Here is a 25476-nt window from a genome sequence, read left to right on the forward strand (position 1 = left end):
GTGAACATCCGGAATTCCCGGCCATCCGGGTGATCACGGGAGCGCCGGTTCGGTGCCCAGCCCGAGCTCCGCGGCGGCGGCCTGGACCGCGGCGATGACCAGGTGCAGCGCCGGGCGCCGGATCTCCGTGCGCCGGTAGGCGATGGACACCGTCCGCAGCAGCGGGGTCGTCAGCGTGACCACGTCGATGCCCGGCGGGCGCAGCAGCCGCAGGCCCAGGTCCGACACGAGCGTGACGCCCAGTCCCGCGCCGACCATCGCCATGGCCGTGGACTGCTCCTCCACCTCGTGGTTGATCTTCGGCGCGAACCCGTGGCGCTGGCAGGCCATGCGCATCGCGCGCCCGAAGTGCGACTTGGGGCTCGCGAGGATCCACGGGTGCTCGGCCAGCTCGTTCAGCGCCACCGACCCCCCGGGCACCGCGCCGGCCGGCACCGCGGCGTGCAGCCGTTCGACGGCCACCACGGCGCGTTCCAGCCCCGCGTCCCACTGCATCGGCGCGTCGGAGTAGTCGAGCACGAACGACAGGTCGAGGGTGCCGTCGCGCACCGCCTCGGCCGTGTCCTCGGGGGCCAGCTCGCGCGTTTTGAGCTGAATGCCCGGGTACTCCGCGGCCAGCGCCGTCAGCGCCGTCGGCAGCAGGCCCGACGCGACCGACGCCCACACCCCCGCGGTCAGCCGGGCGGACATCGCGCCCTGGGCTTCCTCCAAGGCCAAGGTCGCCCGTTCGACCGACCCCAGGATCTCCTCGGCGTGCTCGGTCAGCAGCACACCCAGCTCGGTCAGCTGCACTCGCCGGCCGAGCCGTTCGAACAACTTCGCGCCCACGTCCCGTTCGAGCTGCGCCAGCTGCTGCGACACGGCCGAAGCCGTGTAGTGCAGCGAGGCCGCGGCAGCGGTCACCGTCCCCCGGCGCCGCAGCTCCCGGAGCATCCGCAGGCGGTGCAACGAAAGCTCCATGCAGGAACCCTAAACAACTTCGTGCAGCTTCGTTAAATGGACGCGAAGCCCGGTCCGCCCGCACTCTCGAAAGCGGCGGCCGACCCGGGCCGCCCCCGACTCCTGGAGGTGAGTGGCCCGATGCTTCCGCAGAACGCCGAACCGTTGATGAGGCTGACGTGGACCGACCCCGTCACCGGCGCGCACGGCTACCTGGTCGTGCACAGCCTCGTGTCCGGCGTCGCCACGGGTGGCACGCGGATGCGGGCGGGCTGCACCATGGGCGAGGTCGAGGACCTCGCCCGCGGGATGGCGAACAAGACGGCCACGTTCAACCTCCCGGTCGGCGGCGCCAAGGGCGGCCTCGACTTCGACCCCAAGGACCCGCGGGCCTTCGGCGTGCTCACGCGGTTCTGCGAGTTCCTGCGCCCGTGGCTCGACGCCAGCTGGGTGACGGCCGAGGACCTCGGCGTGCCGCAGCACCTCATCGACTCCGTGTTCGAGGAGCTCGGGCTCGAGCAGTCCTACCACGCCGCGATCCACCGCTCGGCCGACCCGGCGCGCACGCTGCGCCGCGTGCAGGCCGGCCTCAACGCCCCCGTGCCCGGCGGGCTGCTGCTGGGTGACGTGATCGGCGGCTACGGCGTCGCGCAGGCCTGCCTCGGCGCCGCGGCCGCGTGGGGCTGGGACAGCGGCGAGACGACCGTCGCGATCCAGGGCATCGGCACCATGGGCGGCGGTGCCGCCTGGTACCTGCACGAAGCGGGCGTGAAGGTCGTCGCGGTGGCCGACGCCGCCGGCACGCTGCACGACCCCCAGGGTCTGGACATCCCGGCGCTGCTGGAGCTGCGCGACCGCTTCGGCGAGGTCGACCGCACCCGGCTACCCGAGGGTGTGCGCACGCTGCCGCGCGAAGCGATCGTCTCGACCGACGCCGACATCTTCGTGCCGGCCGCGATCTCGTACGCGCTGCGCGTGGACAACGAGAACCTCGTGAAGGCCAAGGTCGTCGTGGAAGCGGCCAATGCCGCCACGACCCCCGAGGCCGAAGGCGCCCTGTCCGCCCGCGGCGTCGCGCTGATCCCGGACTTCGTCGCGAACGCGGGCGCCGCGGCGTGGGCGTGGTGGCTGCTGCTCGGCGAGGTCGGCGCCGACCCGGCCGACTCGTTCCTGCGGCTGCGCACCGAAATGCAGGCGAAGGTAGCGCTGCTGCTGACCGAGTGGAACCTCGACCGCGTGCCGCCCCGCGTCACCGGTCTCCGGCTGGCCGAGGAGACGCGCGCCGCGCGGGCCGCACAGGCCCACGCCGACGAGGGCGCGCCGGCGCTGCTCATCCCGTAGAGCCGGGGGTCGCGCGGTGTCCCGGGCCGGGGCGGGGCACCGCGCGAATCTTCCCGGATTTCCGGTCGTTGCCGGGACTTCAGCCGGCGAGCCGGTCGAGCGTGGCCACGACGACGTCGGCCAGGGAGCCCGTGCCCGCGGTGTGCCCGGAGTCGGAGACCAGCACCAGTTCGGCGTCCGGCAGGGCGTGGTCGAGCAGCCACGGCGTGCCGGCGAGGTTGCCGAGGTCGAGGACGCCCTGCACGAGCACCGCGGGGATCCCGGCGAGCAGCGGGGCGTCGCGCAGGACGGCGCCGTCGGTGGAGAAGCAGGCGTTGGCGAAGTAGTGCGTAACGAGACGGGCGAACGCGAGGCGGTAGGCCGGGTCGGCGAAGCGCGGCGAAGGGGTTTCCCGCGACAGGATCGCGTCCTCCCACTCGCACCAGCGGCGGGCGGCCGGTTCGTGGACGGCGGGATCGGGATCCATCAGGAGCCGGTGGTAGGCGCGGGCGAGGTCCCCGTCGCGGTCCTGCTCGGGGACGCCGTCGCGGAACTTCGCGAACGCCCGGGGAAAGACCGCGCCGAGCCCGCGGGTGAGCAGGTCGAGCTCGGCCTGCCGGTCGGTCGCGAGGCTCAGCAGCACCAGTTCGCTCACGCGGCCCGGGTGGCGTTCGGCGTAGAGCAGCGAAAGCACCGAGCCCCACGAACCGCCGAACAGCAGCCAGCGGTCGATGCCCAGGGTGGTGCGCAGCAGCTCCACGTCGGCGATCAGGTGCGGGGTCGTGTTCGCGGAGAGGTCGGCGACCGGTTCGCCGGCGTGCGGGGTGCTGCGGCCGCAGCCGCGCTGGTCGAACAGCACGACGCGGTAGCGCGCGGGATCGAAGTACCGGCGGTGCACGGGGGTGCAGCCGCCTCCGGGGCCGCCGTGGACCACCAGCGCCGGTTTGCCGTCCGGGTTGCCGCACTCCTCCCAGTACACGGAGTGGCCGTCGCCGACGTCGAGCCGGCCCGTGCGGTACGGGGTGATCTCGGGGTGCAGGCCGGGCATCGTCACTCCAGTTCGGTGGCCAGCTCGCGCAGCGTCCGGCACAGGTCGGCCGGCGCGGCCGGCGCGAGGTGGATCACGGCGTCCGCGCCGGCACCCGTGGTGTAGCTGAGGTAGCGGCCCCAGTCCGTGTCGGCGTAGTGCAACGGTTCCGCCAGGCACACGCGGCGGCCCACTTCGTCGCGGCGGGCGGCGTACAGCTCACCGCCGCCGTGAACGGGGCGCTGCACGAGGCTGACGAGATCGGCGACCGCGGGCTCCAGCGGGTACGCGTCCACGCCGCCGCGCGCGGCCTCCGCGAGGTCGGAAACCCTGACGGTGCGCGGAGTTCCGCCACCCGCGCCGACGCGCGGGAGCTGCTCGACGAAGGTCTCGACCAGCCGCTGCCGGTCGATCTCCTGCACGCCCACGTGCTCGCCGTCGGACACCGCGAGCACGGCCTGCAGCCCGCCGGCCGCGACGAGCACGCCGTAGGTGTGGCCGTCGACGGAAACCCACCCGTAGTACTCCAGCGCGGGCCGCGACAGCAGCGGCAGCCAGTCGAGGAACGCGACGGTCGCGCGGCCGCGCCCGTCGACCAGGCCGGCTTCGGCGAGCGCGTCGTCGGTGCGCTTGGCCGCTTCTTCGCGTTCGAGGTCGGACAGCCACACGGGTTCGGGCCGCAGGGTCACGTGCAACGAGCCGACCTGCTCGCGTTCGGCCAGCGCCGCGAGTGCCTCGAGGGGCACGTCGACCCGTCCCGCCACGACCGTCACCCGCCGATGACCGGCGGGATGGTCCGCTGGTCGGTGCCGAAGAGGGCGTCGGGGTCGGCTTCGACGAGGTAGTCGGGACGGCGGTGCTCGGCGTCCTCCTCCTCTTCCCCGCGACGGCCGCCCGCGCCCGCGGATCCCATCGGCCCGCCCCGGCCCGCCGACGCGCTCCGCGCCGCAGCCGCTTCCTCCGCGGCGACGCCCTTCAGGCCACCGACGCCGGACCGCGCACCCGCGCCACCGCGCACACCCCCCGGCTCCGCCGCACCGCCGGCCCGTCCGCCGGCCACGCCGCGCCCCGGCGCGTCTTCCGGGCTGCCGCCGACCAGCCCGGCCGGACCGGGCACCGGGGTCGCACCGGTGGTCGGCACGAACAGCGTGCCGCCGGGGCGGCCGGGCCCGAACGACTGGTCCGGGCCGCCCGGAACCCGCGGGCCCGGCGGCGTGAGCGTGTCAGTGCCGCCGGTGCTGCTCTGCGTCGTGGTGGTGCCGGTCGGGTCGTGCGGGCCCGCGGGGTGCGGGTGCGTACCTCCGGTGCTGCTCGTGTCGGGCCCGCCCGTGGTGGGGTGGTTCCCGGTGGTGTGGTGCGTGGCGGTGCCGGTGGTCTGGACGCCGGTCGCCGGGCCGTGGCCCGTCGTCGTGCCGGTGCCCGACGCGCCCGGCGTCGTCGTTCCCCCGCCCCCGGGGAGGGTCACGTGCTCCGGCGGCACCGGCGTCGACAGCCGGATCGCCGCGCCGTCGGACTCGAGCGTGCCGTACTGCGTCGGCAGCACCGACTTCGTGCTCGTGGTGACGCCGTTGTACTGGTCCATCACGCGCACGTTCGTGTCGTTGGCGGCGTTGTACTCGTTCAGCTTGTCCTGGTAGGAGTTCTGGTCGTGGGCCGCCATGAACGGCCCGGCGATCGGGATGGCCGCCTTCAGCCCCGTCGTCCACGGGTTGGGTTTGTCCGGCTTCGGCGGCACCTCGACCACCGCGTGGCTCGAATCCTCGAAACTGCTGGCCTGCATTTCGACCGACGCGTTCGTCATGTCGAGCGGGTCCGCCGTGTTCGCGAACGCCTTCTCCAGCGGTCCCGCGCCGGCGTTGGCGGCGTCGGCCGCATCGCCGCGCCACGACTTCGCCATGCGGTCCTGGAGGTCCTTGATGCTCTGCGCCCGCTCCAGGTACGCCGAGGACAGCTGCTGCACCTGCGTGGCCGCGGCGCGCAGGCCCGAGGTGTTGCCGGTTCTGAAGTTGTCGTAGATCTGCTTGCCGTCCACCTAAGCCCCCTTGAGTGTGCCGACGACGGCGGCCGCCACGGTTTCCGCCACGTGGCAGGAATCCTGCTCGCCCTGGTACCCCAGGGCGGCGACCGAGAAGACGAGGTCGTCGGCGATGCCGACGTCGAGGCCGCAGTCGCCCCGTGCGCGGCGGTCCCGCAGTCCCGTGTAGACGGCGGGGTACCCGGCGACCGCGGGCGCGGGCGCGAGGAACCCGACCTGCCCGGCGGCTTTGCCCTGGTACAGCCCGGAAAGCCCGCCCGTGCCGCGGTCGCGGTTGCCGGTCAGCAGTCCCACTTGGACGCTCAGTCCCTCGGCGCCGATCAGCCAGCCGCAGTAGGGACCGGCGGAGGTGTCGGCGGCGGCCGCGGTGTGCGGCTCGCCCGGCGTGGTGTAGCCCAGGGGCGTCAGCACCGAAGGCGGCACGGTCCGGCACGGATCGCCCACGTACGCGGACACGTCCAGCGGGTGGCCGACCTTGGGCACCGCGGGATTCGCTCCGCTGGTGTCCGCCGGGGAACTCGCCGACGCCGGCGCGGGCTGCGCGGTGCCCCCGGTCGCACCGGAACACGCGGCGAGCAGGGCCGAACCGAGGACCGCGGCGCACCCGAGGGCCGCCCGTCGAGCGAACTCGGCCACGGTCACCGGGCCTGCGCGAACGTGTCGCCGGCCACCTGGTCGGCGGCGACGGTCTTGCCGCGGGCCGCCTTGAGCTTCTCGACGTAACCCTGCACGTACTTGCGCATCGACTCGTTCTGGTCCTCGAGCGCCTGCAGCGAGTCGAGCCCGGTGCTGGCGTAGCCGGTGCTGGCCGGGTCGGTGCCGGGCGCGCGGAGGTTGTCGGAGATGGCGCGGATGGTCTGGGCGTCCTCGGTGATCTTCGTGAGCTGGTCTTCCCACAGCCCGATCACGGTGTCGAGTTCCGCGGGGTCCATCTCGAACGTGCCGCCGCCACCGCCGCCGTACACGGGAGCGCGGCTGGCCACGTCGCCGAAGACGGTTTGCGCCGCACGGCCTGCTTCGCCGATGATCAAGGCCGTTCCCTTTCCCCAGTCTCACTCACCGTGATCACGCACAGCGTAGTCACCAGCCCCGTCCGTGTCAGCAGTACGTGGCCAAGGTGAGACGAAGAACGGCGGCGCGCGGTTCCGGCGACTCCGGGTCACAGTACGTACGTACGGATTGCGAAAGCCCCGTCCCAGATGTCAGGATTCGAGGATGCCACGGGTCAGCCAGGACCACCTCGACGCACGCCGGCGCCAGATCCTCGACGGTTCGCGCGTGTGCTTCGCCCGTTACGGGTACGAGGGTGCCACAGTTCGCCGCCTCGAGGAGGCGACAGGCCTGTCGCGCGGGGCGATCTTCCACCACTTCCGCGACAAGGAGTCGCTGTTCCTCGCCCTCGCCGAGGACGACGCGGTCCGGATGGCCGACGTCGTGGCCGAGCAGGGCCTCGTGCAGGTCATGCGCGAACTGCTCGCCGGCGACAGCGAGCACCCCGCCGACTGGCTCGGCACGCGGCTCGAGGTCTCCCGCCGCCTGCGCACCGACCCGGAGTTCCGCGCCCGCTGGGCCGAGCGCTCCGAGCAGCTGACCACCGCGACCCGCGAACGCCTCATGCGCCAGCGCGAGGCGGGCAACCTGCGCGACGACGTGGACGTCGACGTGCTCACCGCGTTCCTCGAGCTCGTCCTCGAAGGCCTGGTCTCGCACCTGGCGATGGGCCTGCCCGGCGACGACCTCGGCCCGGTGCTGGACCTGGTCGAGGAGACCGTCCGACGACACCGGCCCGGCGCCACCCGATAGGTTCCCGCACTGCGCGGACCGGGAATTCGTGTTGAATGTGCCCGTGCACCTCCTCGACGCCCACGCGCAGGCACTCGAAGTGTTCGACCGGGCCGTGCACGAGACCGGCCCCGCCGACTGGCCGCGCGCCACCCCGTGCGCCGAGTGGTCCGTCCGCGACCTCGTCAACCACCTCGTGGCCGAACAGCTGTGGGCGCCGCTGCTGCTCGAGGGCGCCACTTTGGACGACGTCGGTGACCGCTTCGACGGCGACGTGCTCGGCGACGACCCGGTCGTGGCGTGGGAGACGGCGGCGGCAGCCGCGCGTGAAGCGTGGGTCGCGCCGGGCGTGCTGCAGCGCACCGTGCACGTCTCGTTCGGACTGATCCCCGCCGAGGAGTACGGCTGGCAGATGGTGCTGGACCTCGCCGTGCACGGCTGGGACCTCGCGATCGCGCTCGGCAAGCCCAACCCGGTGCCGTCCGGCCTGGCCGCGCACCTGCTCGAGGTGTTGCGGCCGATGGTCGACGACTGGCAGGGCATCGGCCTGTTCGACCCGCCGGTGGCGGTGGGGCGCGGGGCGAGCGCGGCGACGCGGCTGGTCGCGCTGCTGGGCCGCCGGCCGCGCTGAGCCGTCCGACACCCGGCGCACTCCCCCGGCGCTCGTGGGGAACACGTTAGGATTGTCGGCATCGTCGCAGTACAAGCCGATTTCTCTTCGCTAGGAGTGACTCCACACGTGCGCGCCGCGCAGTCGCCCGGTGACAGTACCGGGCCGGGTCGACGACCCGGCTTCCCGCCAGCCGCCCCCTCGCCCTCCGTGGGCGGTGCGGCATGACCCACGTCCTGCTCTCCGTCCTCGGTGTACTCCTGTTCGTCCTGCTCACGATCGGCACCGGCCTCGCGGTCGCCGCGGAGTTCTCGCTCACCGCGCTTGAGCGCAGCACGGTCGACGCCGACGTCCGCCAGAACGGCGACCGCCGCTCGCTGGCGGTGCAGAAGGCCCACCGCACGCTGAGCTTCCAGCTCTCCGGCGCGCAGGTGGCGATCACGCTGACCACGCTGATCACCGGTTACCTGGCCGAACCGCTCATCGGCGAGCTGGTGCGCCCGATCTTCGACTCCGTCGGGTTCTCCACGGCGGTCGCCGCCGGCATCTCGGTGGTCGTCGCACTGGTCCTGGCCACGTTCCTGTCGATGATCCTCGGCGAGATGGTGCCGAAGAACATCGCGATCGCGCGCCCGCTGACCACGGCGCGCGCCGTGACCGGTTACCACTCGCGCTTCTCGGCGCTGTTCCGCTGGCTCATCACGCTGATGAACAACAGCGCCAACTTCGTGGTGCGCAAGTTCGGTGTGGAGCCGCAGGAAGAACTGCGGTCCGCGCGGTCCCCGCAGGAGCTGGGCTCGATCGTGCGCTCCAGCGCCGAGAGCGGGAAGCTCGACACGTCCACGGCGGAGCTGCTGGACCGCTCGCTGCGCTTCGGCGAACGCACCGCGGAAGAACTGATGACACCCCGCGTGCAGGTCGAGTCGCTGACCGTGGACGACACGATCAACGACCTCATCGAGATCTCGCGCCGCACCGGGTTCTCGCGGTTCCCCGTGTACCGCGAAGACCTCGACGACGTGCAGGGCGCCGTGCACGTCAAGCAGGCGTTCGCCGTCGCGGCCGACGACCGCGCGACGGTCCCCATCGCGTCGGTGATGCGCCCGGTCCCGACCGTGCCCGAATCGCTCTCGGGCGACGACCTGCTCAACCGCCTGCGCGATTCGCGCTACCAGCTCGCCCTCGTCGTCGACGAGTACGGCGGCACCGCGGGACTCGTGACGCTCGAGGACGTGGTCGAGGAGATCATCGGCGACGTCCGCGACGAGCACGACGAGGGCGAAGCCCCGGCCTCGCAACAGGTCGGCTCCGACAGCTGGCTCGTGTCCGGCCAGCTGCGCTCGGACGAAGTCAGCGAGGTCACCGGGTTCCGCATGCCCGACGGCGACTACGAAACCATCGCCGGCCTGATCCTGGAACGGCTCGGCCGCATCCCCGCCGAGGGTGACGCTGCCGTGGTCGACGGCTGGCAGCTCACCGTCACGAGCATGGACCGGCACCGGATCGCGGAGGTCGAGGTGCGGCCCGTCGAACCGGCGGCCGAACCGCAGAGCACCGGGCGCGAGGTGATCGCGTGAGCGACTGGCTGAACATCGCCCTCGTCGTGGTGCTGCTGCTGGCCAACGCGTTCTTCGTCGGCGCCGAGTTCACCCTGATCTCCTCGCGCCGCGACCGGCTGGAAGCGTTGCTGGAGCAGGGGAAGACGCGCGCGAAGATCGTGATCGGCGCGAGCATGCACGTGTCGCGCATGCTCGCCGGCGCCCAGCTGGGCATCACCATCTGCTCACTGCTGCTCGGCCGGCTGGGCGAACCCGCGGTGGCTCACCGGCTCTCCGGGTTCTTCGACCTGCTCGGCCTGCCCCAGCAGGTGCTGCACCCGGTGTCGTTCGCGATCGCGCTCGCGTTCATCACGATGCTGCACGTGCTCGTCGGCGAGATGGTCCCGAAGAACCTCGCGATCGCCGAGCCCGAGCGGCTCGCGCTGTGGCTGGTGCCGGTGCACGTCGCGTGGGTGAAGCTCGCGAACCCGGTGATCTGGTTCCTCAACTTCGTGGCGAACTCGATCCTGCACCTGGTCAAGGTGGAACCGAAGGACGAGCTGGAGACGGCCTACACGTCCGACGAGCTGGCCGAGCTGCTGAGCGAGTCGCGCCGCGAAGGCCTGCTGGACCAGTCGGAGCACGAGCGGCTCTCGCAGACGCTGTCGTCGGTCGCCAAGACCGTGTCCGACGTGCTGGTGCCGACCGCGCAGCTCACCACCCTCCCTTGTGGACCGACGCTCGGCGACGTCGAGCGCGCGGTGTCCTCCACGGGGTTCTCGCGCTTCCCGGTCTGCACCGACGACGGCACCCTCACCGGCTACATCCACGTGAAGGACGTGCTCGACCTCGTCGGCCAGAGCCCGGACACGAGCGTGCCGGACTCGAAGACGCGCCCGCTCACCGAACTGCGCGCCGACGCCCGGCTGGACGTGGCGCTTTCGGCCATGCGCAAGGAAGGCAGCCACCTCGCGCGGGCGCTCGACGCCGCGGGCCAGGCCGTCGGTGTCGTCGCGCTCGAGGACCTCGTCGAGGAGTACGTGGGCACCGTGCGCGACGGCACCCACGTGACGGCATGACCGGGCCGGTCGTGCTCGCCGAGCCGCAGTGGCAGGCCCGGGAGCGGGCCCACGTCCAGCGGATGCGGGCGTGGACCGCGCCGCACCAGGAACGCCGGGCGCGGGGCGAGAAGCACCCCGTGCTCGACTTCCTGTTCACGTACTACTCGTACCGGCCCGGTCACCTCGAGCGCTGGCAGCCGGGCCCGGACGTGGTGCTCGCCGGCCCCGCCGCGCGCCGGTTCCTCGACCGGCCCGCCTACGTCGAGACCGGCCACGGCGTGACGCTAAACCCGGCCGCGTTCACCGGCCGCCGCGCGAACACCGCGCAGTTCGTGCTGCGGTTGCTCGACGCCACCGCGTCGCGCTCGCCGCGGCTGAGCTGTTTCGGGCTGCACGAGTGGGCCATGGTCTACGGCGAGCCCGCGGATTCGGTGCGCCACTCTCAGGTACCGCTGCGCCTCGGCTCGGCCGGGACGGACCGCGTGGTGGAGTCGCTGGAGATCCGCTGCGGCCACTTCGACGCGTTCCGGTTCTTCACGCCGCCCGCGCGGCCGCGCAACACCCTCGAGCCGGCGCGCGAGAACCAGGTCGCGTTCGAGCAGCCAGGCTGCCTGCACGCCAACATGGACCTGTTCAAGTGGGCGTACAAACTCGACCCGTTCGTCCCGGCCGAGCTGGTCGCCGACTGCTTCGAGCTCGCAGCCGACATCCGCGAACTCGACATGCGGGCGAGCCCGTATGATCTTGCCGGGTACGGCTACTCCCCCGTCCGCATCGAGACCCCGGAGGGGCGGGCGGAGTACGCCCGGGCGCAGGGCGCGTTCGCCCGCCGGGCGGCCCCGTTGCGCGCTCGGCTGATCGCGCACTGCCGTCACCTGCTCGGCGGCAAAGGGTGAATTAAGTACAGACCGTGCAACTGTGAGTCATGTTATTCACCCAGGGTCGCTAACCTGTTAGAGTGATAACGGTTTGATTGCATAGCAGCGCGTGTGCGCACATCTCGAAAGGACAACGATGGGGCGACACAGCCTGGCCGAAGAGCCGGTGCCGCACCCCCTCGATCCGCCGAAGCGCCCCCAGGGCCGCAGCGAGACGACCGGCTCCCACCGGATCGTCGCCGCGAAGGCCCCGCGCCGCCGGATCGCCAAGTGGCCCTTCGCCTGCCTCGGACTCGTCGTCCTGGTCGCGCTCGGTGTCTTCGGCTGGAACTACGCCGACAGCGTTCTCAACAACCGCGCCGAGGCCCAGGCCGCCACGTGCACCGGGACGCGCACGGTCGTGCGCGTCGTCGTCACCCCGCAGATCGCCAAGCCGGTCGACACCGCCGCGAGCCGCTGGAACTCCGACCTCACGCAGATCCACGGTGCGTGCGTGCACGTCGACATCGAGAGCAAGCCCTCCGCGGACGTGCTCAACGCCCTGACCGGCAAAGCCGACCTGGCCACCATCGGCGGGCTGCCCGACGGCTGGATCCCCGAGTCGTCGTACTGGGTCACGCAGCTGACGAACACCAAGCCCGCGCTCATCGGCGCGCCGGCGATGCCGATCGGCACCGGCAAGCCCGCCGACTACCCGTTCGTGGGCCTGGCAGGCTCGTCGCTCGGCGGGCCGACGGCCGACGAGAACCAGCAGCGCGCCACGCAGACCTTCCGCGCGTACCTCAAGGAACCCGCGCAGCTGGCCGCCTTCGCCGCGGCCGGCATCCGCGCCGCCTGACCTCCGGACGCGAAAAGCGGCCGGTCCCGGACTCCGGGACCGGCCGCTTTTCGCGGAACGTCAGCCGAACGCTTCGGGATCGGCGCCCGTGCGGCGGCCTTCGTCGAGCTCGGCCAGCGCGACGAGGTCGTCGTCGGCGAGCTCGAAGTCGAAGACCGCGAAGTTCTCCCGGATCCGCGCCGGCGTCGCCGACTTCGGGATCGCGATGATCCCCTGCTGCAGGTGCCAGCGCAGCACCAGCTGGGCCGGCGACTTGCCGTACTTCGCCGCGAGCGAGGTGATCACGCGGTCGCCCAGCAGCCGCCCGCGCGCGAGCGGGCTCCACGCCTCGGTGGCGATCCCGTACTCGGCGTGGAAAGTGCGCAGCGGCAGCTGCTGCAACCACGGGTGCAGCTCGACCTGGTTCACGGCCGGGACCACGTCGGTCTCGTCGAGCAGCCGCCGCAGCTGCGGGACGCCGAAGTTCGACACCCCGATCGCGCGCACGCGGCCGTCGCGGTAGAGCTGCTCCAGCGCGCGCCAGGTCTCGACGTAGCGGTCCAGCCGCGGCTGCGGCCAGTGGATCAGGTAGAGGTCGACCTGCTCGAGCCCGAGTTCGGCCACGCTCCGGTCGAACGCGCGCAGCGTGTTGTCGTAGCCGTGGGAGTCGTTCCACACCTTGGTGGTCACGAACAGCTCTTCCCGCGCCACGCCGGACGCGCGGACGGCGGCGCCGACCTCGGCTTCGTTGCGGTAGAGCGTGGCGGTGTCGATGCTGCGGTAACCCGCTTCGATCGCCGCCGTGACGACGTTCTCCGCCTGCGCGGCGCGGACCTGGTAGACGCCGAACCCGAGCTGCGGGATCGGCACGGAGTTGTTCAGGGTGAGCAGGGGCGGGTTGGCCATGAAGGCGGGTTCCTCACTGCGGTGTTCCTGGGTGCACCGGCGATCCTTCCACTCCCCGCGCGCCCCGGCCCGGCACCTCGCCGCTCGGCGTGTTCAGCCCGCCTGCGCGCGCAGGTACCGCGCCGTCTCCGGGTTCGCCGGGTAGAAGGATTCGATGACCAGCTCGGCCACGGTGACGTCGAGCGGTGTGCCGAAGGTGGCGACGGTGCTGAAAAACGTCAGCTCGGTGCCGCGGTGCACGTAGCGCAGCGGGACGAAGAGGTCGCCGGGGCCCGGCACCTCGACCTCCGGCACCGGCTGGTCGCACGGGTACCCGCGCAGCTCCGCGAGCAGTTCGGCGAGCTCGGCGTCGGCGGTGCTCTCGACCTGGCGGCGCAGCCGGCCGAGCAGGTGAGCGCGCCACTCCCCCAGGTTCAGGATGCGCGGCGCCATGCCGTCGGGGTGCAGCGTGACCCGCAGGACGTTGACCGGGGCCGCCAGCAGGTCCGGGGCCACGCCCTCGATGAGCAGGCCGAGGCTGGTGTTGGCGTCGACCAGGTTCCAGCCGCGGTCGACGACCGCCGCCGGGTACGGGTCGTGCCCGGTGAGCAGCAGCCGGACCGCGTCGCGCACCGCCGTCAGCTCCGGCGCGGTCAGCTCGCTCTCGCCGTAGGCGGGCGCGTAGCCGGCGGCGAGCAGGAGCCGGTTGCGCTCGCGCAGCGGGACGTCGAGGTGCTCGCCGAGGCGCAGCACCATCTCGCGGCTCGGCTGGGAGCGACCGGTCTCGACGAAGCTCAGGTGGCGCGTGGAGACGTCCGCCGCGAGCGCGAGGTCGAGCTGGCTGATGCGGCGCCGGTCGCGCCACTCCCGCAGGAGTTCGCCGACCGCGCGCCGCGTGGGGGCCTTCACCGAAGTCGTCACGGGTCCGACGCTACGGCCCGCGGCCGTCGGGGGCCATTACCCCGCGGGTAATCGCCGGGTGCGGGTTTCCGGCCGGGCGACCGTTACCTCCGGCGTAATCGACGAACACCGCCGGGCGCAGCAGTCTTGGCGGCACACCGGACGACGAACCCGTTGTCCGCCAAGCAGAGGGAGCACACCCGTGTCCGATGTGACCACCACCGTCGAGCAGTACCTCGCCATCTGGAACGAGACCGACGCCGAGCGCCGGCGCGCTCTCGTCGCCGAGGTCTTCACGCCCGACGCGTCCTACACCGACCCGCTGGGCGCCGTCACCGGCCACGACGGCATCGACGGCTTCATCGGCGGTGCGCAGGCCCAGTTCGCCGGGCTGACCTTCAGCTTGCCGGAGGCCCCGGACGGGCACCACGACCTGGCGCGTTTCCACTGGCACCTCACGGCTCCGGGCGCCGCCGAGCCCCTCGCCATCGGCTTCGACGTCGTCGAACTCGCCGACGGCCGCATTTCCAAGGTGCACGGGTTCCTGGACAAGATCCCGGGCTGAGGTGCCGCGCGACGCGGCGGGCTCGCGCAATCCGCGGGTCCGCCGCCGCGTTCCACTGTGGACCGGGTAAGCGGTTCAGACCAGTGTGCCACGAGGTCCGGACCACAGTCGGTGACCCCTGGCGCGCAACGATCACTCGTTCGGCCGCACGAGGTCTGAACCACCCGCGCCGGCCCTTCCCGGACCCGGCACGACAGCCAGGTCCGAGGTCCTCCCCACTCTGTCCGTACCCCTTGGGGCGCCTGAGAGTTTCACCCGCGTGGATTGCCGGGCTTGCACCGTCGGCGGAACCGGCTGGTGGTCTCCAGCCGGCCCACTTTCCAGAGGCGTCTCGTCCGCGCGGTCCGGGGTGCCTGAGAGGTTCCGGGGAGGACTTGCTCCTTCGGCGCCGAGCTCGTGGATGCCGGCTCGGTCTCTCCCGCGCGGGTTCGTCGACCGCACCTTCAGTTTAGCGCGCCGCCGCGCGCGGTGATCACCCGGTGCGGCGGGAGTTGCGGCGCTGGGTGAGCTCGTCCGGAACGACCGATTCGATCACGCCGCCGTCGGCGCGTTCGGCCGGGAACTCGTGGATGGTGCCGCTGATCTCCTGCATCGCGCCGCTGACCGCGATGCCGAACACGCCCTGCCCGCCCTGGAGCAGATCCACGATCTCCTCCGGCGAGGTGCACTCGTACACGGTGGTGCCGTCGGAGAAGAGGGTGACGCGGGCCAGGTCGCGGACCCCGCGCACGCGCAGGTGGTCGACCGCGACGCGGATGTTCTGCAGCGAGACGCCGGTGTCCAGCAGGCGCTTCACGACTTTCAGGACCAGGATGTCCTTGAACGAGTACAGCCGCTGCGAACCCGAGCCGTGCGCGGTGCGGATGCTCGGCGCGACCAGCTTCGTCCGGGCCCAGTAGTCGAGCTGCCGGTACGTGATTCCCGCGATCTGGCACGCGGCCGGGCCGCGGTAGCCGACCAGCTCGTCCGGAAGGGAGGAGTCGGGGAACAGCTCGCCCTGCTCGCCATCGGCGGCACGAACGGGCGGCCTCTCCGGACTACCAGCCTCGACCACGCAAGCCTCCCTTCGCCCGACCAGGTGGCCGGCGAACGACAGCCGGTCGAGCCCAGGAGCGGGATCGGCCGGGGAGAACCGCCACGACCGCGCTCCGCTCGGAGAATCACATCGTGGCGATTTACCGCCTTCGACGGTAAGGCCGCGTTGCGGACCGGTCAACGCGACGCGCGGCGTACCTCCAGCTCGTCTCGAGGCTTTGGTCCGTTCGCCGTACGACTTGACACGACTTACTCAGCTGAGTAACCATTTACTCATGCGAGTAAACTTCGATACGCAAGCCGAGCTGGGGCTGAGCGTCACCGAGGCGACCACGCGGGCGCAGATCATCGGCGCGACCATCGCGACGATCGCCGACCACGGCTACGCGCGCACCACGTTCGCCAAGATCAAGGAGCGCGCGGGGCTCTCGAGCACCCGCATGATCAGCTACCACTTCACGAACAAGGCCGGGCTGATGCAGAACGTGCTGAGCACGGTGTCCGAGACGAAGGCGATGTTCCTGCAGGAACGCAGCCGGGGCATCGACCCCGGCGATCGGCCGGGGAACCTGCGCGCGCACATCGAGACGTCGGTGGCGTTCCTGCGCGAGTACCCCGAGTGCGTCAAGGTGCTCGGCGAGCTGTCGGCGATCGCCGGCGACGCGGACGGCTGGGCCATGACGTCAGTCCTGGTCGGCGAGCTGCGCGTGGGCGCCGTGCAACGCCAGCTCAAGCAGGGGCAGGACGAAGGGGCGTTCGGCGACTTCGCGCCGGAGGTGATGGCGATGTCGATCGCCCAGGCCATCGACGGGGTGGCGGCGGCGTACGCGGCGGACCCGTCGATCGACCTCGACCGGTACGGGCGGGAGGTCGCGGACCTGTTCGAACGGGCGACGGCTCCGCAGCGGTGACGTCGGCGCGAACGCGGGGACGTCCGCGTTCACACCGGCGGCGCGGCTCAGGTGTCCGCGCCGCGGAAGTCTTCGGGGGAGACGGAGTCGAGGAACTCGCGGAACTTCTCGACCTCGTCCTCCTGCTCGTCCGGGATGATCAGGCCGGCTTCCTCCAGCACCGCGTCGACCGCGTGGATGGGGACGCCGATCCGCAGCGCCAGCGCGACCGAGTCGCTCGGGCGGGCGGACACCCGGATGTCACCGTCGAAGACGAGCTCGGCGAAGAACGTGCCTTCCTTCAGGTCGGTGATCACGACCTGCTCGAGCTCGCGGCCGAGCGCCCCGATGACCTCTTTGAGGAGGTCGTGGGTCAGTGGCCGGGCGGGCCGGACTCCCTGCTGCTCCAAGGCGATCGCGGTCGCCTCGACCGACCCGATCCAGATCGGCAGGTACCGCTCGCCCTCGGTCTCCCGCAGCAACAAGATCGGCTGATTGTGGGGCAGCTCCACCCGCACACCGACGACGCGCATCTCGCTCATCGGGTTTCGCCTCCCTCTCGTGCACACGGGCTGCAGCGCGGTGAGACGTACTCGCGCCGTTGGGTTCGACGCTACCCGTCCTCAGGGCACTGTGCTCGCTAGTGGCGGACTTTCTCGGTTCGCTGCGCCGCAAACCGTCTCTCACGGTACGGCATGCGGAGCCCAACATTCAGGCATTGACAAGTGATGTGAACGGGTTCTCGGCCCGATGTGTCCGGTTCAGCCACCGGTGACGCCCCGGATGCCCGCCTTCACGAGGAGCGTGTGCAGCGTCACCGACAGGGCCGCGAGCTCCCGCACCACCTCGTCGGCCCGGGCTTTCGCGTCCTCGTCACGGTGGCGATACACCGGGGTCACGATCTGCTCGAGGAGCCCGACCTCGCGGTCGGCCGCCGCGCGGAAGGCACGCAGGTGTCTCGGCTCGATACCGAATTCGGTCATGGCCTTCACCGTGCGCGCGATCAGCACCGCGTCGGGCCCGAAGAACCCGGCCGCGCCCGGCCGCACCAGCCCGTACTGCTGCAGTTCGGCGAGCGTCGCGACGTCGATGCCGGCTTGCGCCAGCAGCTCTTCCTGCGTCAGCCGGACCTCGGGTCCGGTCTCGAAGTCCTCCGCCGACGGCAGGCCGCCGGTGTCGGCCGGGTCGAGCGACACCAGCTTGCGAGGCAGGCGGGGTGCGGCCGCGGCGGGCTCCGCACCGGACTCCGCCGCGTCCAGCTGTTCCTTGATGACCTTGAGCGGGAGGTAGTGGTCCCGCTGCGCGGACAGCACGAAGCGCAGACGCTCCACGTCCGCCGGGGCGAACTGCCGGTACCCCGAAGCCGTGCGGCCCGGCCGGACCAGGCCTTCCGCCTCGAGGAACCGGATCTTGGAGATGGTGACATCGGGGAAGTCGCCGCGCAGCTGCGCCAGAACCGCCCCGATGCTCAACCCGTCGCGCCGGGCCTCCGAACGACCGGGCTGCCCGGCCGCCGTCACTGCGCCCCCTGGCCCCCGTGTCCCGGGCCCGTCAGGAAGACCAGGCGGAACTTCCCGATCTGGACCTCGTCGCCGCCGGCGAGCACGGCCTGGTCGACCGGCTCGCGGTTGACGTACGTGCCGTTCAGGGAACCGACGTCGATGACGACGAACTCGCCGCCCTCACGCCGGAACTCGGCGTGGCGGCGGGAGACCGTGACGTCGTCGAGGAAGATGTCGCTGTCCGGGTGCCGGCCCGCGCTCGTGGTGTCGCGGTCCAGCAGGAAGCGCGAACCCGCGTTGGGGCCGCGCTTGACGACCAGGAGGGCGGAACCCGGTGGCAGGGCGTCGACGCCCTGAACCGGTGCCTCGGCAGCCGGCGCGGACTCCTGGCCTTCGACATCGGCCAGGAAGTCGGCCCGGAAGACAGAGGTCCGCTCCGGAGACTGCTCCGGGGGAACGCCGGGCCCGTCGTTCGTGCTCACCTGAGCTCTCCTCTACACAAGATGTTGCCATTGACCAAGAACGTGTAGCTGCCAACGTACCGTGCCTGATCGGTTCCGGACCCCGGGGCTCCCCCTTCGGCCTGCGGAACCCCCGGGCCAGCCCGAACGGGCTCAGCCGTGGGTCAGCGCCTGGTACGCCTCGGCTTCGAGCAGGGCGTCGAGCCCCGACGGGTCGTCCATGCGGATCTCGACGAGCCAGCCCTCGCCGTAGGGGTCGGAGTTGATCAGTTCCGGCGATTCGCCCACCGCGTCGTTCACCGCCACGATCTCGCCGTCGACCGGCGCGAACAGCTCCGAGACGCTCTTGGTCGACTCGACTTCGCCGAAGACGTCGCCCGAGCCGACCTGCTTGCCGACCTCGGGGAGGTCGACGAACACGACGTCGCCGAGCTGGTCCTGGGCGTACTCCGTGATGCCCACGCGGACGAGCGCACCTTCCCGCGTGGCCACCCACTCGTGTTCCTCGGTGTAACGCAGCTCTTCTGGAGTGGTCAACGCCCCTCCCCTTCCTGGAACCGATTTCGTCGCGGGCAGTCTTCCATCACCGGCTGCGCAGTGCGCGCACTGCCTGCACGACGTACAGCGCACCGGACCACACGTAGAGCACCCCGCCCCAGATCATGAACGCGTAGGCGATCGGCCGCGCCACCGCGGCCACCGTCGACCCGCCCTGCGTGAGCAGCAGGAACGGGAACGCGTACATCAGCACGAAGGTCGCACCCTTGCCGATGTACGTCACCTCGGGCGGCGCGAACCCGCCGCGGCGCAAGGCCAGCACGCACACCCCGAGCACGGCCTCGCGCAGCAGGAGCGGCACGACGACCCACCACGGGATGATGCCGCGGATGAGGAACGCGACGAGCGTCGCGAGGATGTACAGCCGGTCGGCGGCGGGGTCGAGCAGCTGTCCCAGCCGCGACATCTGGTCGAGCCAGCGGGCGAGCTTGCCGTCGAGCCAGTCGGTGAGCGCGGAGAAGACGAGCAGCGCGAGCGCCCAGCCGTCCTCCTTCGGGCCCAGCAGGAGCCAGAGGAACACGGGCACACCCGCGAGCCGCAGCAGCGACAGCAGGTTCGGGACGTTGAACGCCTGCCGCAGCAGGGAAGGCTCCGTCTTGGGCTCGGGGACCGTCGTCACCTGCTCAGCCTAGAGGGGGCGGCCGCCGCCGACGCCGGTGGTCACGCGGTCGGGTCGCGTCGCGGATTTCCCGCGCCGCGGCGCTCACCACCCGGCGGGGCCGGCGGAATCGGGGAAAGGTGGCGGCGCGGCCGGGTCGCGGGGTACGCGGACCCGGCCGCGGGAACGGGCTCCGGAGCGGCTCAGCCGGCGCGGCGGTGGCTCCAGCCCCGGCGCTGGAGTTCGGCGCTGCTGAGCGACTCGGGGCGGCCGCGGTCGTCGGTGCCGGCCCAGCGGGCGCGGCCGGGACGGCCTTCGAGGACGTAGGGCCGGCCGCAGCACCACACGACGCTGCAGGGCGCGGTGGGCGGCGTGGTCTCTGAGGTGGCTGACGGGGTGACGGGCTCGCTGGCCGTTTCGGTGGTCATGCTCGCGGTGCTCTTGTCTCTCGGGGTCGGCGGGTGAACGGGGACGGGAACGCGCCGGGCGTTCCCACCGGTATTTCGGCACGAGAGCGCCGGGCGTTAGCGACCGCGCCGGAGATTCGTCCGATCGGTGAGAAATGGATTTCCGCTGTATCAACGCGTTAACACCAGCTTAACCGTCCACAGTAGACCGACTTCCGGGGGAGCCCGGCGAGGCGGACGCCCCGGTTCCGGTAACCTCCGCCCGCCGCGCCGGGTGTCGGTGCCGGTCACGGCGCGTCCGGGGGGCCAGAATGCTCGGGAGGACCCCCGGCGAAAGGACTCCGGTGCCCCCGTCGAAGCCCGCGTGGCGGCCGCTGCTCGCGGCCTGGCTCGTGTTGCCGGCGCTCGCCGCCTGTTCGGGCGACCCCGCGCCCCGAGTGGCCGCACCGCCGCCACCGTCCGCGACCACCCCGGCGCCGGCACCGCCGTCGACGACGTTCACCCCTCCCCCGCCGCCCCAGCCGACGCACGCGCCGCCGAGCACCAAGGCGAAGCCCACGACGTCCGCCACCGCGGTTCCGGGCTCCTGCGGCACCGTGACGGCCGCGAGCGGCCTGACGCTGTACGTGTTCGACAGCCAGGCGGGTGGTGTGCCCTGCGCCGAAGCCATGGCGCTCGTGCGCGATTTCCACGCGAAGATCGCCGGCCGTCAGGGGTCCGGCTCCAACGACGCGGTGAACGACACCGTGTCGGGGTGGCTGTGCACGTCGGGACCGCCCGCGTCGCAAGGCGGCACGACGTGCAGCAAGGGCGAGCAGACGGTGTTCGCGGCCGTCGTCCCGTCGGAGTGAGCGGAACGACGGCCGCGCGCGTCAGCTCTTGAGGTCCGGGAAGTCGTCCTCGCGGTACTCGCCCTCGGGCCGGGTGTTCTCGTGCTCGCGCCCGCGCAGTTCGACGCGGCGGATCTTGCCGGAGATCGTCTTCGGCAGCTCGCCGAACTCCAGGCGCCGGATCCGCTTGTAGGGCGCGAGGTTCTCCCGCGCGTAGGCGAGGATCTCGCGGGCGGTGGCGGCCGTCGGCTCGTGACCGGTGGCGAGCACCACGTACGCCTTGGGCACGGCCAGCCGGATCGGGTCCGGCGCGGGCACCACGGCGGCTTCTGCGACGGCGTCGTGCTCGAGCAGCACGCTTTCCAGCTCGAACGGCGAGATCCGGTAGTCCGACGCCTTGAACACGTCGTCGGTGCGCCCGACGTAGGTGAGGTACCCGCGTTCGTCGATCGAGGCGACGTCGCCGGTGTGGTAGTAGCCGCCCGCGAACGCGGCCGACGTGCGTTCGTCGTCGTCCGCGTAGCCCACCATCAGGCCGACCGGCCGGTGCGCGAGGTCGAGGCAGATCTCGCCCTCGGTCGCGCGCTCGCCCGTCAGGGGGTCGACCAGCGCCACCTCGAACCCCGGCAGCGGACGGCCCATCGAGCCGGGCACGACGTCCTGCCCCGGCGTGTTCGCGATCTGCACGCTGCTCTCGGTCTGGCCGAACCCGTCGCGGATCGTGACGCCCCAGGCCTTCTCGACCTGCTCGATCACCTCGGGGTTGAGCGGCTCCCCCGCGCCGACGACCTTCTTCGGCGGTGTGCGCAGCGCGGTGAGGTCGGCCTGGATGAGCATGCGCCACACGGTCGGCGGCGCGCAGAAGCTCGTGACGCCGCAGCGGTCCATCTGCGCCATCAGGGCGCCGGCGTCGAAGCGCGCGTAGTTGTACAGGAACACCGTGGCCTCGGCGTTCCACGGCGCGAACACGTTGCTCCACGCGTGCTTGGCCCAGCCGGGCGAGGAGATGTTGAGGTGCACGTCGCCGGGTTCGAGCCCGATCCAGTACATTGTGGACAGATGCCCGATCGGGTAGGACACGTGCGTGTGCTACACCAGCTTCGGCTTCGCCGTGGTGCCGGAGGTGAAGTACAGCAGCAGCGGGTCGGCCGCGGCGGTCGTGCCCTCGGGGGTGAACTCGGCCGGCTCGGCGTAGGCCGTGGTGAACGCGTGCCAGCCCTCGACCGGGTCGCCGACGGCGATGCGCGTGTAGTCGCCGGCCACGTCGGCGAACTTGGGCGCGTCCTCGGCGCGGACCACGACGTGCTTGGCCTGCCCGCGCTCCACGCGGTCGGCGAGGTCGGCCGGGCCGAGCAGCGTCGAAGCCGGGATGATCACGGCGCCGAGCTTGATCGCGGCGAGGATCGTCTCCCACAGCTCGCCCTGGTTGCCCAGCATGAGGATCAGCCGGTCGCCGCGCGCGACGCCGAGGCGGCGCAGCCAGTTGGCCACCTGGTTCGAGCGGGCCGCCATCTCCGGGAACGTCCAGCGGTTCTCGGAGCCGTCCTCCTCGACGATCCAGAGCGCGTACCGCTGCGCGTTCGCGGGGTCGCGGGCCACCACGTCGAACCAGTCGAGCGCCCAGTTGAACTCCGCCGGCTGCGGCCACGCGAACTCGCGGCGGGCGGTGTCGTAGTCCTCGCGGTGGGCTTGCAGGTAGTCCCGCGCCTCGCGGAAAATTCGGTGGCTCTCCGAAGCGCCATTGCTCACGTCGTACTCCCTCGTGCTCGCGTACGTGCCCGTTCTACTCGCCCTTGAACTCCGGCGCTCGCCGCTCGAGGAACGCCTGAACCGCCTCCGCGAGGTCCTTGCTCGGGAGGAACGCGGAGTTCCACGCGGCGACGTAGCGCAGGCCGTCGGCGACCTGGCGTTCGGTGGTGGCGGCGAGGACCTGCTTGGTGCCCTGCACGACCAGCGGCGGGTTGGCGGCGATGTCAGCCGCGAGCTTGCGTGCTTCGGCGAGCAGCGTTTCCTGGTCGGGGTACACGTCGTTGACCAGGCCGATCTTCTCGGCGCGCGCGGCGTCGACGTCCTTGCCGGTCAGGGCGAGCTCGCGCACGTGGCCTTCACCGACGATCGTCGCGAGCCGCTGCAGGCTGCCGAGGTCGGCGACGATCGCGACCTTCACCTCGCGGACGCTGAACTTGGCGTCGGCGCTGGCGACGCGGATGTCGGCCGCGCTGATCACGTCGACGCCGCCGCCGATGCACCAGCCGGACACGGCGGCGATGACGGGCTTGCGGCACTCGGCGATCGAGCTGACGGCCTCCTGCAGGCGGCGCACTTCCTGGTGGAACCCGGTGCGCGGGCCGGCGAGCGTGTCGCCGGCGAGCAGCGGCGCCCAGCCGCCCATCATGGCGGGCAGGTCGAGGCCGTAGGAGAAGTGCGCGCCGCTGCCGGTGAGCACGATCGCGCGCACGCGCGGGTCGGCGTCGAGGGCGCCGAACACCAGCGGCAGCTCCCGCCAGAAGTCGGGGCCCATGGCGTTGCCCTTCGCCGGGCCGAGCAGCGTGACCTCGGCGACGGAGCCGTCGAGGTCGACTTTCAGCGACACGAGATCGGGCAGGGCGTCAGCAGATGCGGTCATCCCGTCATCTTGACCCATCCGGTTGACGCTGTGCCAATTCGGCCCCGGGATGCTTTCCTGTGTGGTGAGTGAGAGATCGAAGCGGCCCTCGACCACGAGAGGAAGGTGGCTCATGAGCCCGGCCCCCGCCCCCGCCGTCGACGCCCCGCCGCCGGACCCGGTGCCCGCGCGCCGCACGCGGCCGATCGAGCTGTCGGGTTCGTTCACCGTCGGCGGGCAGCGGCTCTGCTACACCGAGTACGGCACCGGCGACCGCGTCGTGGTGCTGATGCACGGGATCATGTTCACCCGCCGCATGCACGCGCCCCTGGCGCGCCGCCTCGCCCGCGCGGGGTACCGCGTGGTCACCCTCGACCTGCTGGGCCACGGCGACTCCGATCGGCCGGCCGAGTCGTGGCGCTATTCGATGCCGGCGTTCGGCGAGCAGGCGGTCGCGTTGCTGGACCACCTCGGGCTGCCGTCCGCGGTGATCGGCGGGACGTCCCTCGGCGCCAACGTCGCGCTCGAGGTCGCGGTGGCCGAGCCGGCGCGGGCACGCGGCCTGGTGGTCGAGATGCCGGTGCTGGACAACGCGATCGTGGCCGGCCTCCTGACGTTCGCCCCGCTGCTGTTCGCGGCGCGCTTCCTGCCCGTGACCGTGCGCGGCGTGGCTCTGGCCGCCAACCTCGTGCCGCACGGCAGCCAGTGGGTCGACGTCGTCACCGACACCCTGACCCAGCAGCCCGAACCCATGGCGGCGCTGCTGCACGGCGTGCTGTTCGGCCGCATCGCGCCCCCGAAGTCGATCCGCCGCTCCCTGGCCACGCCGGCACTGGTCATCGGCCACGAGGGCGACCCCATCCACCCCTTCGGCGACGCCGACACACTGGCCGCGGACATGCCGAACGCGGAGTTCGTCCAGGCCCGCAGTCCGGTCGAACTCCGCATGGACCCCCAGCGCCTCACGTCGGCGATCAAGGACTTCGCCGAGCGCTGCTACGAGAGCTGACCCCTCAGCGGGTCAGGCCGGCCACCGGGCCGAACACGATCACCGCCGGCGGTTTCACGTCCGCGGCGGCGGCTTCGTCGGCGACCTTCGCCAGCGTCGAGCGCAACGTGCGCTGCGTGCGCATCGTGCCGTCTTCGATGACGGTGGCCGGGGTGTCGGCGGAGCGGCCGCCGTCGAGCAGCGCCGCGGCGAACTGGGGCAGCCGTTCGACGCCCATCATCAGGACGATGGTGCCGCGCAGGCCCGCCAGCACGGACCAGTCGACGAGCGAGCGCGGGTCGCCCGGCGCGACGTGGCCCGACACGACCACGACTTCGTGGGCGACGCCGCGGTGGGTGACCGGGACGTCGGCCACGGCCGGCACCGCGAAGGCGCTCGTGATGCCGGGCACCATGGTCACCGGGACACCCGCGGCCACGCACGCCTGCACTTCCTCGAAACCGCGGCCGAACAGGTACGGGTCGCCGCCCTTCAGGCGGACGACGAACTTGCCCTCCTGCGCTTTCTCGACGAGCGTGCGGTTGATGACGTCCTGGCTCGCGGCGCGGCCGTACGGGATCTTCGCGGCGTCGACGACCTCGACCTCGGGCGCGAGCTCGTCGAGCAGCTCGCGCGGCGCCAGCCGGTCGACGACGACGACGTCGGCGCGGGAGAGCAGCCGGCGCCCCCGCACGGTGATGAGGTCCGGGTCGCCGGGGCCACCGCCGACGAGCGCAACGCCCGGCAGCTCGGTGTCGTCGGTGCGGGGCGCGCGGCCGTCGAGCACGGTGCCGGCGTGCAGGGCGTCGAGGATGCTGTCGCGCACGGCCGCGGAGCGCAGTGGCTCGCCGCCGGACAGGACGCCGAACAGCAGCCCGCCGTGGCGGCCCGACGCGGGCGTCACGGCGCTGCCGGACTCCCCCTCGTCGGCGCGCACGCAGAAGACCCGCTCGCGCTCGGCCTCGGCGCACACGGCGGCGTTGACCTCGGGGTCGTCGGTGCACGCGAGCGCGTACCAGGCGTCGGCGAGATCGCCCTCGGCGTAGCGGCGCTCGTGCCACACGAGCTCGCCCGCGTCGGCCATCGCGCTCACCGAAGGCGTCGTGTGCGGCGACACCAGCTCGACGCGCGCGCCCGCGCGCAGGAGCCGCGGCAGGCGGCGCTGGGCGACCGAGCCGCCCCCGACCATCACGACGCGACGGCCGGCGAGCTGGAGTCCGGAGAGGTAGTGCGGGTCGTCCATGC

At 72.1% G+C, this 25476-nt stretch carries 28 protein-coding genes, 1 pseudogene and 1 riboswitch; of the genes and pseudogenes, 11 read left to right on the forward strand and 18 right to left on the reverse strand.

Annotated features, from left to right (window positions below; all coding sequences use genetic code 11):
- Window positions 1-33: 33 nt before the first annotated feature.
- On the reverse strand, window positions 34-960 hold the full coding sequence (locus ACIA77_RS06190) for a LysR substrate-binding domain-containing protein (protein ID WP_395884699.1): 927 nt from the start codon (window positions 958-960) through the stop codon (window positions 34-36).
- A 120-nt stretch (window positions 961-1080) separates the two neighbouring features.
- Between ACIA77_RS06190 and ACIA77_RS06195 the strand changes: the two genes are divergently transcribed.
- A complete protein-coding gene (locus ACIA77_RS06195) occupies window positions 1081-2280 on the forward strand; it encodes a Glu/Leu/Phe/Val dehydrogenase dimerization domain-containing protein (protein WP_395884700.1) in 1200 nt (399 codons plus the stop codon).
- 79 nt (window positions 2281-2359) lie between these two features.
- On the opposite strand, the gene pip is transcribed toward ACIA77_RS06195, so the two are convergent.
- Genes pip through ACIA77_RS06220 form a run of 5 tightly spaced genes read right to left on the reverse strand, consistent with a single transcriptional unit; the run spans window position 2360 to window position 6352 of the window.
- Entirely contained in the window at window positions 2360-3307 is a 948-nt protein-coding gene (gene pip / locus ACIA77_RS06200) for a prolyl aminopeptidase (RefSeq protein ID WP_395884701.1), read from the reverse strand.
- Window positions 3308-3309: 2 nt separating this feature from the next.
- Window positions 3310-4059 (reverse strand): ESX secretion-associated protein EspG, encoded by a 750-nt coding sequence (locus ACIA77_RS06205; RefSeq protein WP_395884702.1) that lies wholly within the window; start codon window positions 4057-4059, stop codon window positions 3310-3312.
- On the reverse strand, window positions 4056-5318 hold the full coding sequence (locus ACIA77_RS06210; protein ID WP_395884703.1) for a WXG100 family type VII secretion target: 1263 nt from the start codon (window positions 5316-5318) through the stop codon (window positions 4056-4058). Before ACIA77_RS06210 ends, ACIA77_RS06205 begins: the two co-directional genes overlap by 4 nt.
- Window positions 5319-5963: a DUF3558 domain-containing protein gene (locus ACIA77_RS06215; RefSeq protein WP_395884704.1), complete on the reverse strand. Its 645-nt coding sequence runs from the start codon at window positions 5961-5963 to the stop codon at window positions 5319-5321.
- Window positions 5960-6352 (reverse strand): hypothetical protein, encoded by a 393-nt coding sequence (locus tag ACIA77_RS06220; RefSeq protein WP_395884705.1) that lies wholly within the window; start codon window positions 6350-6352, stop codon window positions 5960-5962. The genes ACIA77_RS06215 and ACIA77_RS06220 overlap by 4 nt, the downstream gene beginning before the upstream one ends.
- A 184-nt stretch (window positions 6353-6536) precedes the next feature.
- Between ACIA77_RS06220 and ACIA77_RS06225 the strand changes: the two genes are divergently transcribed.
- From ACIA77_RS06225 to ACIA77_RS06250, 6 genes are all read left to right on the forward strand, one after another.
- Window positions 6537-7124 carry a TetR/AcrR family transcriptional regulator gene (locus tag ACIA77_RS06225; RefSeq protein ID WP_395884706.1) on the forward strand — a complete coding sequence of 196 codons (588 nt, stop codon included), beginning with the start codon at window positions 6537-6539 and terminating at the stop codon, window positions 7122-7124.
- A 43-nt stretch (window positions 7125-7167) separates the two neighbouring features.
- Window positions 7168-7734, forward strand: coding sequence for a TIGR03086 family metal-binding protein (locus ACIA77_RS06230; RefSeq protein ID WP_395884707.1), 567 nt, complete (start codon window positions 7168-7170; stop codon window positions 7732-7734).
- A gap of 203 nt (window positions 7735-7937) precedes the next feature.
- On the forward strand, window positions 7938-9290 hold the full coding sequence (locus ACIA77_RS06235; RefSeq protein ID WP_395884708.1) for a hemolysin family protein: 1353 nt from the start codon (window positions 7938-7940) through the stop codon (window positions 9288-9290).
- On the forward strand, window positions 9287-10330 hold the full coding sequence (locus ACIA77_RS06240; protein WP_395884709.1) for a hemolysin family protein: 1044 nt from the start codon (window positions 9287-9289) through the stop codon (window positions 10328-10330). Before ACIA77_RS06235 ends, ACIA77_RS06240 begins: the two co-directional genes overlap by 4 nt.
- A complete protein-coding gene (locus ACIA77_RS06245) occupies window positions 10327-11208 on the forward strand; it encodes a 3-methyladenine DNA glycosylase (protein ID WP_395884710.1) in 882 nt (293 codons plus the stop codon). Before ACIA77_RS06240 ends, ACIA77_RS06245 begins: the two co-directional genes overlap by 4 nt.
- A 118-nt stretch (window positions 11209-11326) precedes the next feature.
- Window positions 11327-12028, forward strand: coding sequence for a hypothetical protein (locus ACIA77_RS06250; protein ID WP_395884711.1), 702 nt, complete (start codon window positions 11327-11329; stop codon window positions 12026-12028).
- 60 nt (window positions 12029-12088) lie between these two features.
- Here the strand turns inward: ACIA77_RS06250 and ACIA77_RS06255 are convergent, their stop codons facing one another.
- Window positions 12089-12913 carry an aldo/keto reductase gene (locus ACIA77_RS06255; RefSeq protein ID WP_395884712.1) on the reverse strand — a complete coding sequence of 275 codons (825 nt, stop codon included), beginning with the start codon at window positions 12911-12913 and terminating at the stop codon, window positions 12089-12091.
- Window positions 12914-13006: 93 nt separating this feature from the next.
- Window positions 13007-13813 (reverse strand): helix-turn-helix domain-containing protein, encoded by an 807-nt coding sequence (locus ACIA77_RS06260; RefSeq protein ID WP_395884713.1) that lies wholly within the window; start codon window positions 13811-13813, stop codon window positions 13007-13009.
- 181 nt (window positions 13814-13994) lie between these two features.
- Here ACIA77_RS06260 and ACIA77_RS06265 point away from each other — a divergent pair, with 181 nt between their 5' ends.
- Window positions 13995-14357, forward strand: coding sequence for a nuclear transport factor 2 family protein (locus tag ACIA77_RS06265; protein ID WP_395884714.1), 363 nt, complete (start codon window positions 13995-13997; stop codon window positions 14355-14357).
- A gap of 330 nt (window positions 14358-14687) precedes the next feature.
- Window positions 14688-14788, reverse strand: a riboswitch (glycine riboswitch).
- Window positions 14789-14829: 41 nt separating this feature from the next.
- Here the strand turns inward: ACIA77_RS06265 and ACIA77_RS06270 are convergent.
- Window positions 14830-15411 carry a MerR family transcriptional regulator gene (locus ACIA77_RS06270; RefSeq protein ID WP_204095912.1) on the reverse strand — a complete coding sequence of 194 codons (582 nt, stop codon included), beginning with the start codon at window positions 15409-15411 and terminating at the stop codon, window positions 14830-14832.
- A 256-nt stretch (window positions 15412-15667) separates the two neighbouring features.
- Between ACIA77_RS06270 and ACIA77_RS06275 the strand changes: the two genes are divergently transcribed.
- Complete coding sequence (locus ACIA77_RS06275; protein ID WP_395884715.1) at window positions 15668-16303, forward strand: TetR/AcrR family transcriptional regulator; 636 nt, start codon at window positions 15668-15670, stop codon at window positions 16301-16303.
- A 47-nt stretch (window positions 16304-16350) separates the two neighbouring features.
- Here the strand turns inward: ACIA77_RS06275 and ACIA77_RS06280 are convergent, their stop codons facing one another.
- From ACIA77_RS06280 to ACIA77_RS06305, 6 genes are all read right to left on the reverse strand, one after another.
- Entirely contained in the window at window positions 16351-16824 is a 474-nt protein-coding gene (locus tag ACIA77_RS06280; RefSeq protein WP_395884716.1) for a bifunctional nuclease family protein, read from the reverse strand.
- A 219-nt stretch (window positions 16825-17043) separates the two neighbouring features.
- A complete protein-coding gene (locus ACIA77_RS06285) occupies window positions 17044-17802 on the reverse strand; it encodes a MerR family transcriptional regulator (RefSeq protein WP_395884717.1) in 759 nt (252 codons plus the stop codon).
- The gene (gene garA, locus ACIA77_RS06290; RefSeq protein WP_033287853.1) at window positions 17799-18266 is read right to left on the reverse strand and encodes a glycogen accumulation regulator GarA; all 468 of its coding nucleotides are present in this window, start codon (window positions 18264-18266) and stop codon (window positions 17799-17801) included. The genes ACIA77_RS06285 and garA overlap by 4 nt, the downstream gene beginning before the upstream one ends.
- Before the next feature lie 132 nt (window positions 18267-18398).
- Window positions 18399-18782 carry a glycine cleavage system protein GcvH gene (gene gcvH, locus ACIA77_RS06295; protein ID WP_395884718.1) on the reverse strand — a complete coding sequence of 128 codons (384 nt, stop codon included), beginning with the start codon at window positions 18780-18782 and terminating at the stop codon, window positions 18399-18401.
- Between the two features lie 46 nt (window positions 18783-18828).
- On the reverse strand, window positions 18829-19422 hold the full coding sequence (locus ACIA77_RS06300) for a CDP-alcohol phosphatidyltransferase family protein (RefSeq protein ID WP_395884719.1): 594 nt from the start codon (window positions 19420-19422) through the stop codon (window positions 18829-18831).
- A 182-nt stretch (window positions 19423-19604) separates the two neighbouring features.
- Complete coding sequence (locus tag ACIA77_RS06305) at window positions 19605-19829, reverse strand: hypothetical protein (protein ID WP_395884720.1); 225 nt, start codon at window positions 19827-19829, stop codon at window positions 19605-19607.
- Window positions 19830-20152: 323 nt separating this feature from the next.
- On the opposite strand from ACIA77_RS06305, the gene ACIA77_RS06310 reads away from it, so the two are divergent.
- The gene (locus ACIA77_RS06310; RefSeq protein WP_395884721.1) at window positions 20153-20659 is read left to right on the forward strand and encodes a hypothetical protein; all 507 of its coding nucleotides are present in this window, start codon (window positions 20153-20155) and stop codon (window positions 20657-20659) included.
- A 21-nt stretch (window positions 20660-20680) separates the two neighbouring features.
- Here ACIA77_RS06310 and ACIA77_RS06315 read toward each other — a convergent pair.
- Window positions 20681-22387: pseudogene (locus ACIA77_RS06315) on the reverse strand (AMP-binding protein).
- A gap of 34 nt (window positions 22388-22421) precedes the next feature.
- Window positions 22422-23264 carry a crotonase/enoyl-CoA hydratase family protein gene (locus ACIA77_RS06320; protein ID WP_395884722.1) on the reverse strand — a complete coding sequence of 281 codons (843 nt, stop codon included), beginning with the start codon at window positions 23262-23264 and terminating at the stop codon, window positions 22422-22424.
- Between the two features lie 112 nt (window positions 23265-23376).
- Here ACIA77_RS06320 and ACIA77_RS06325 point away from each other — a divergent pair, with 112 nt between their 5' ends.
- Entirely contained in the window at window positions 23377-24252 is an 876-nt protein-coding gene (locus ACIA77_RS06325; RefSeq protein WP_395884723.1) for an alpha/beta fold hydrolase, read from the forward strand.
- A gap of 4 nt (window positions 24253-24256) precedes the next feature.
- Here ACIA77_RS06325 and cobA read toward each other — a convergent pair whose 3' ends face one another.
- Window positions 24257-25474: a uroporphyrinogen-III C-methyltransferase gene (gene cobA / locus ACIA77_RS06330; protein WP_395884724.1), complete on the reverse strand. Its 1218-nt coding sequence runs from the start codon at window positions 25472-25474 to the stop codon at window positions 24257-24259.
- Window positions 25475-25476: the final 2 nt, after the last annotated feature.

The sequence above is a fragment of the Amycolatopsis sp. NPDC051903 genome, assembly GCF_044452505.1.
GTDB lineage: Bacteria > Actinomycetota > Actinomycetes > Mycobacteriales > Pseudonocardiaceae > Amycolatopsis.

Bases quoted from the DNA above. Each gene is read 5' to 3' on its own strand.
- ACIA77_RS06190 (WP_395884699.1), bottom strand. From the start codon at position 960: ATGGAGCTTTCGTTGCACCGCCTGCGGATGCTCCGGGAGCTGCGGCGC.
- ACIA77_RS06195 (WP_395884700.1), top strand. From the start codon at position 1,081: ATGCTTCCGCAGAACGCCGAACCGTTGATGAGGCTGACGTGGACCGAC.
- pip (WP_395884701.1), bottom strand. From the start codon at position 3,307: ATGCCCGGCCTGCACCCCGAGATCACCCCGTACCGCACGGGCCGGCTC.
- ACIA77_RS06225 (WP_395884706.1), top strand. From the start codon at position 6,537: ATGCCACGGGTCAGCCAGGACCACCTCGACGCACGCCGGCGCCAGATC.
- ACIA77_RS06235 (WP_395884708.1), top strand. From the start codon at position 7,938: ATGACCCACGTCCTGCTCTCCGTCCTCGGTGTACTCCTGTTCGTCCTG.
- ACIA77_RS06245 (WP_395884710.1), top strand. From the start codon at position 10,327: ATGACCGGGCCGGTCGTGCTCGCCGAGCCGCAGTGGCAGGCCCGGGAG.
- ACIA77_RS06250 (WP_395884711.1), top strand. From the start codon at position 11,327: ATGGGGCGACACAGCCTGGCCGAAGAGCCGGTGCCGCACCCCCTCGAT.
- ACIA77_RS06255 (WP_395884712.1), bottom strand. From the start codon at position 12,913: ATGGCCAACCCGCCCCTGCTCACCCTGAACAACTCCGTGCCGATCCCG.
- ACIA77_RS06275 (WP_395884715.1), top strand. From the start codon at position 15,668: ATGCGAGTAAACTTCGATACGCAAGCCGAGCTGGGGCTGAGCGTCACC.
- ACIA77_RS06280 (WP_395884716.1), bottom strand. From the start codon at position 16,824: ATGAGCGAGATGCGCGTCGTCGGTGTGCGGGTGGAGCTGCCCCACAAT.
- ACIA77_RS06305 (WP_395884720.1), bottom strand. From the start codon at position 19,829: ATGACCACCGAAACGGCCAGCGAGCCCGTCACCCCGTCAGCCACCTCA.
- ACIA77_RS06320 (WP_395884722.1), bottom strand. From the start codon at position 23,264: ATGACCGCATCTGCTGACGCCCTGCCCGATCTCGTGTCGCTGAAAGTC.
- ACIA77_RS06325 (WP_395884723.1), top strand. From the start codon at position 23,377: ATGAGCCCGGCCCCCGCCCCCGCCGTCGACGCCCCGCCGCCGGACCCG.
- cobA (WP_395884724.1), bottom strand. From the start codon at position 25,474: ATGGACGACCCGCACTACCTCTCCGGACTCCAGCTCGCCGGCCGTCGC.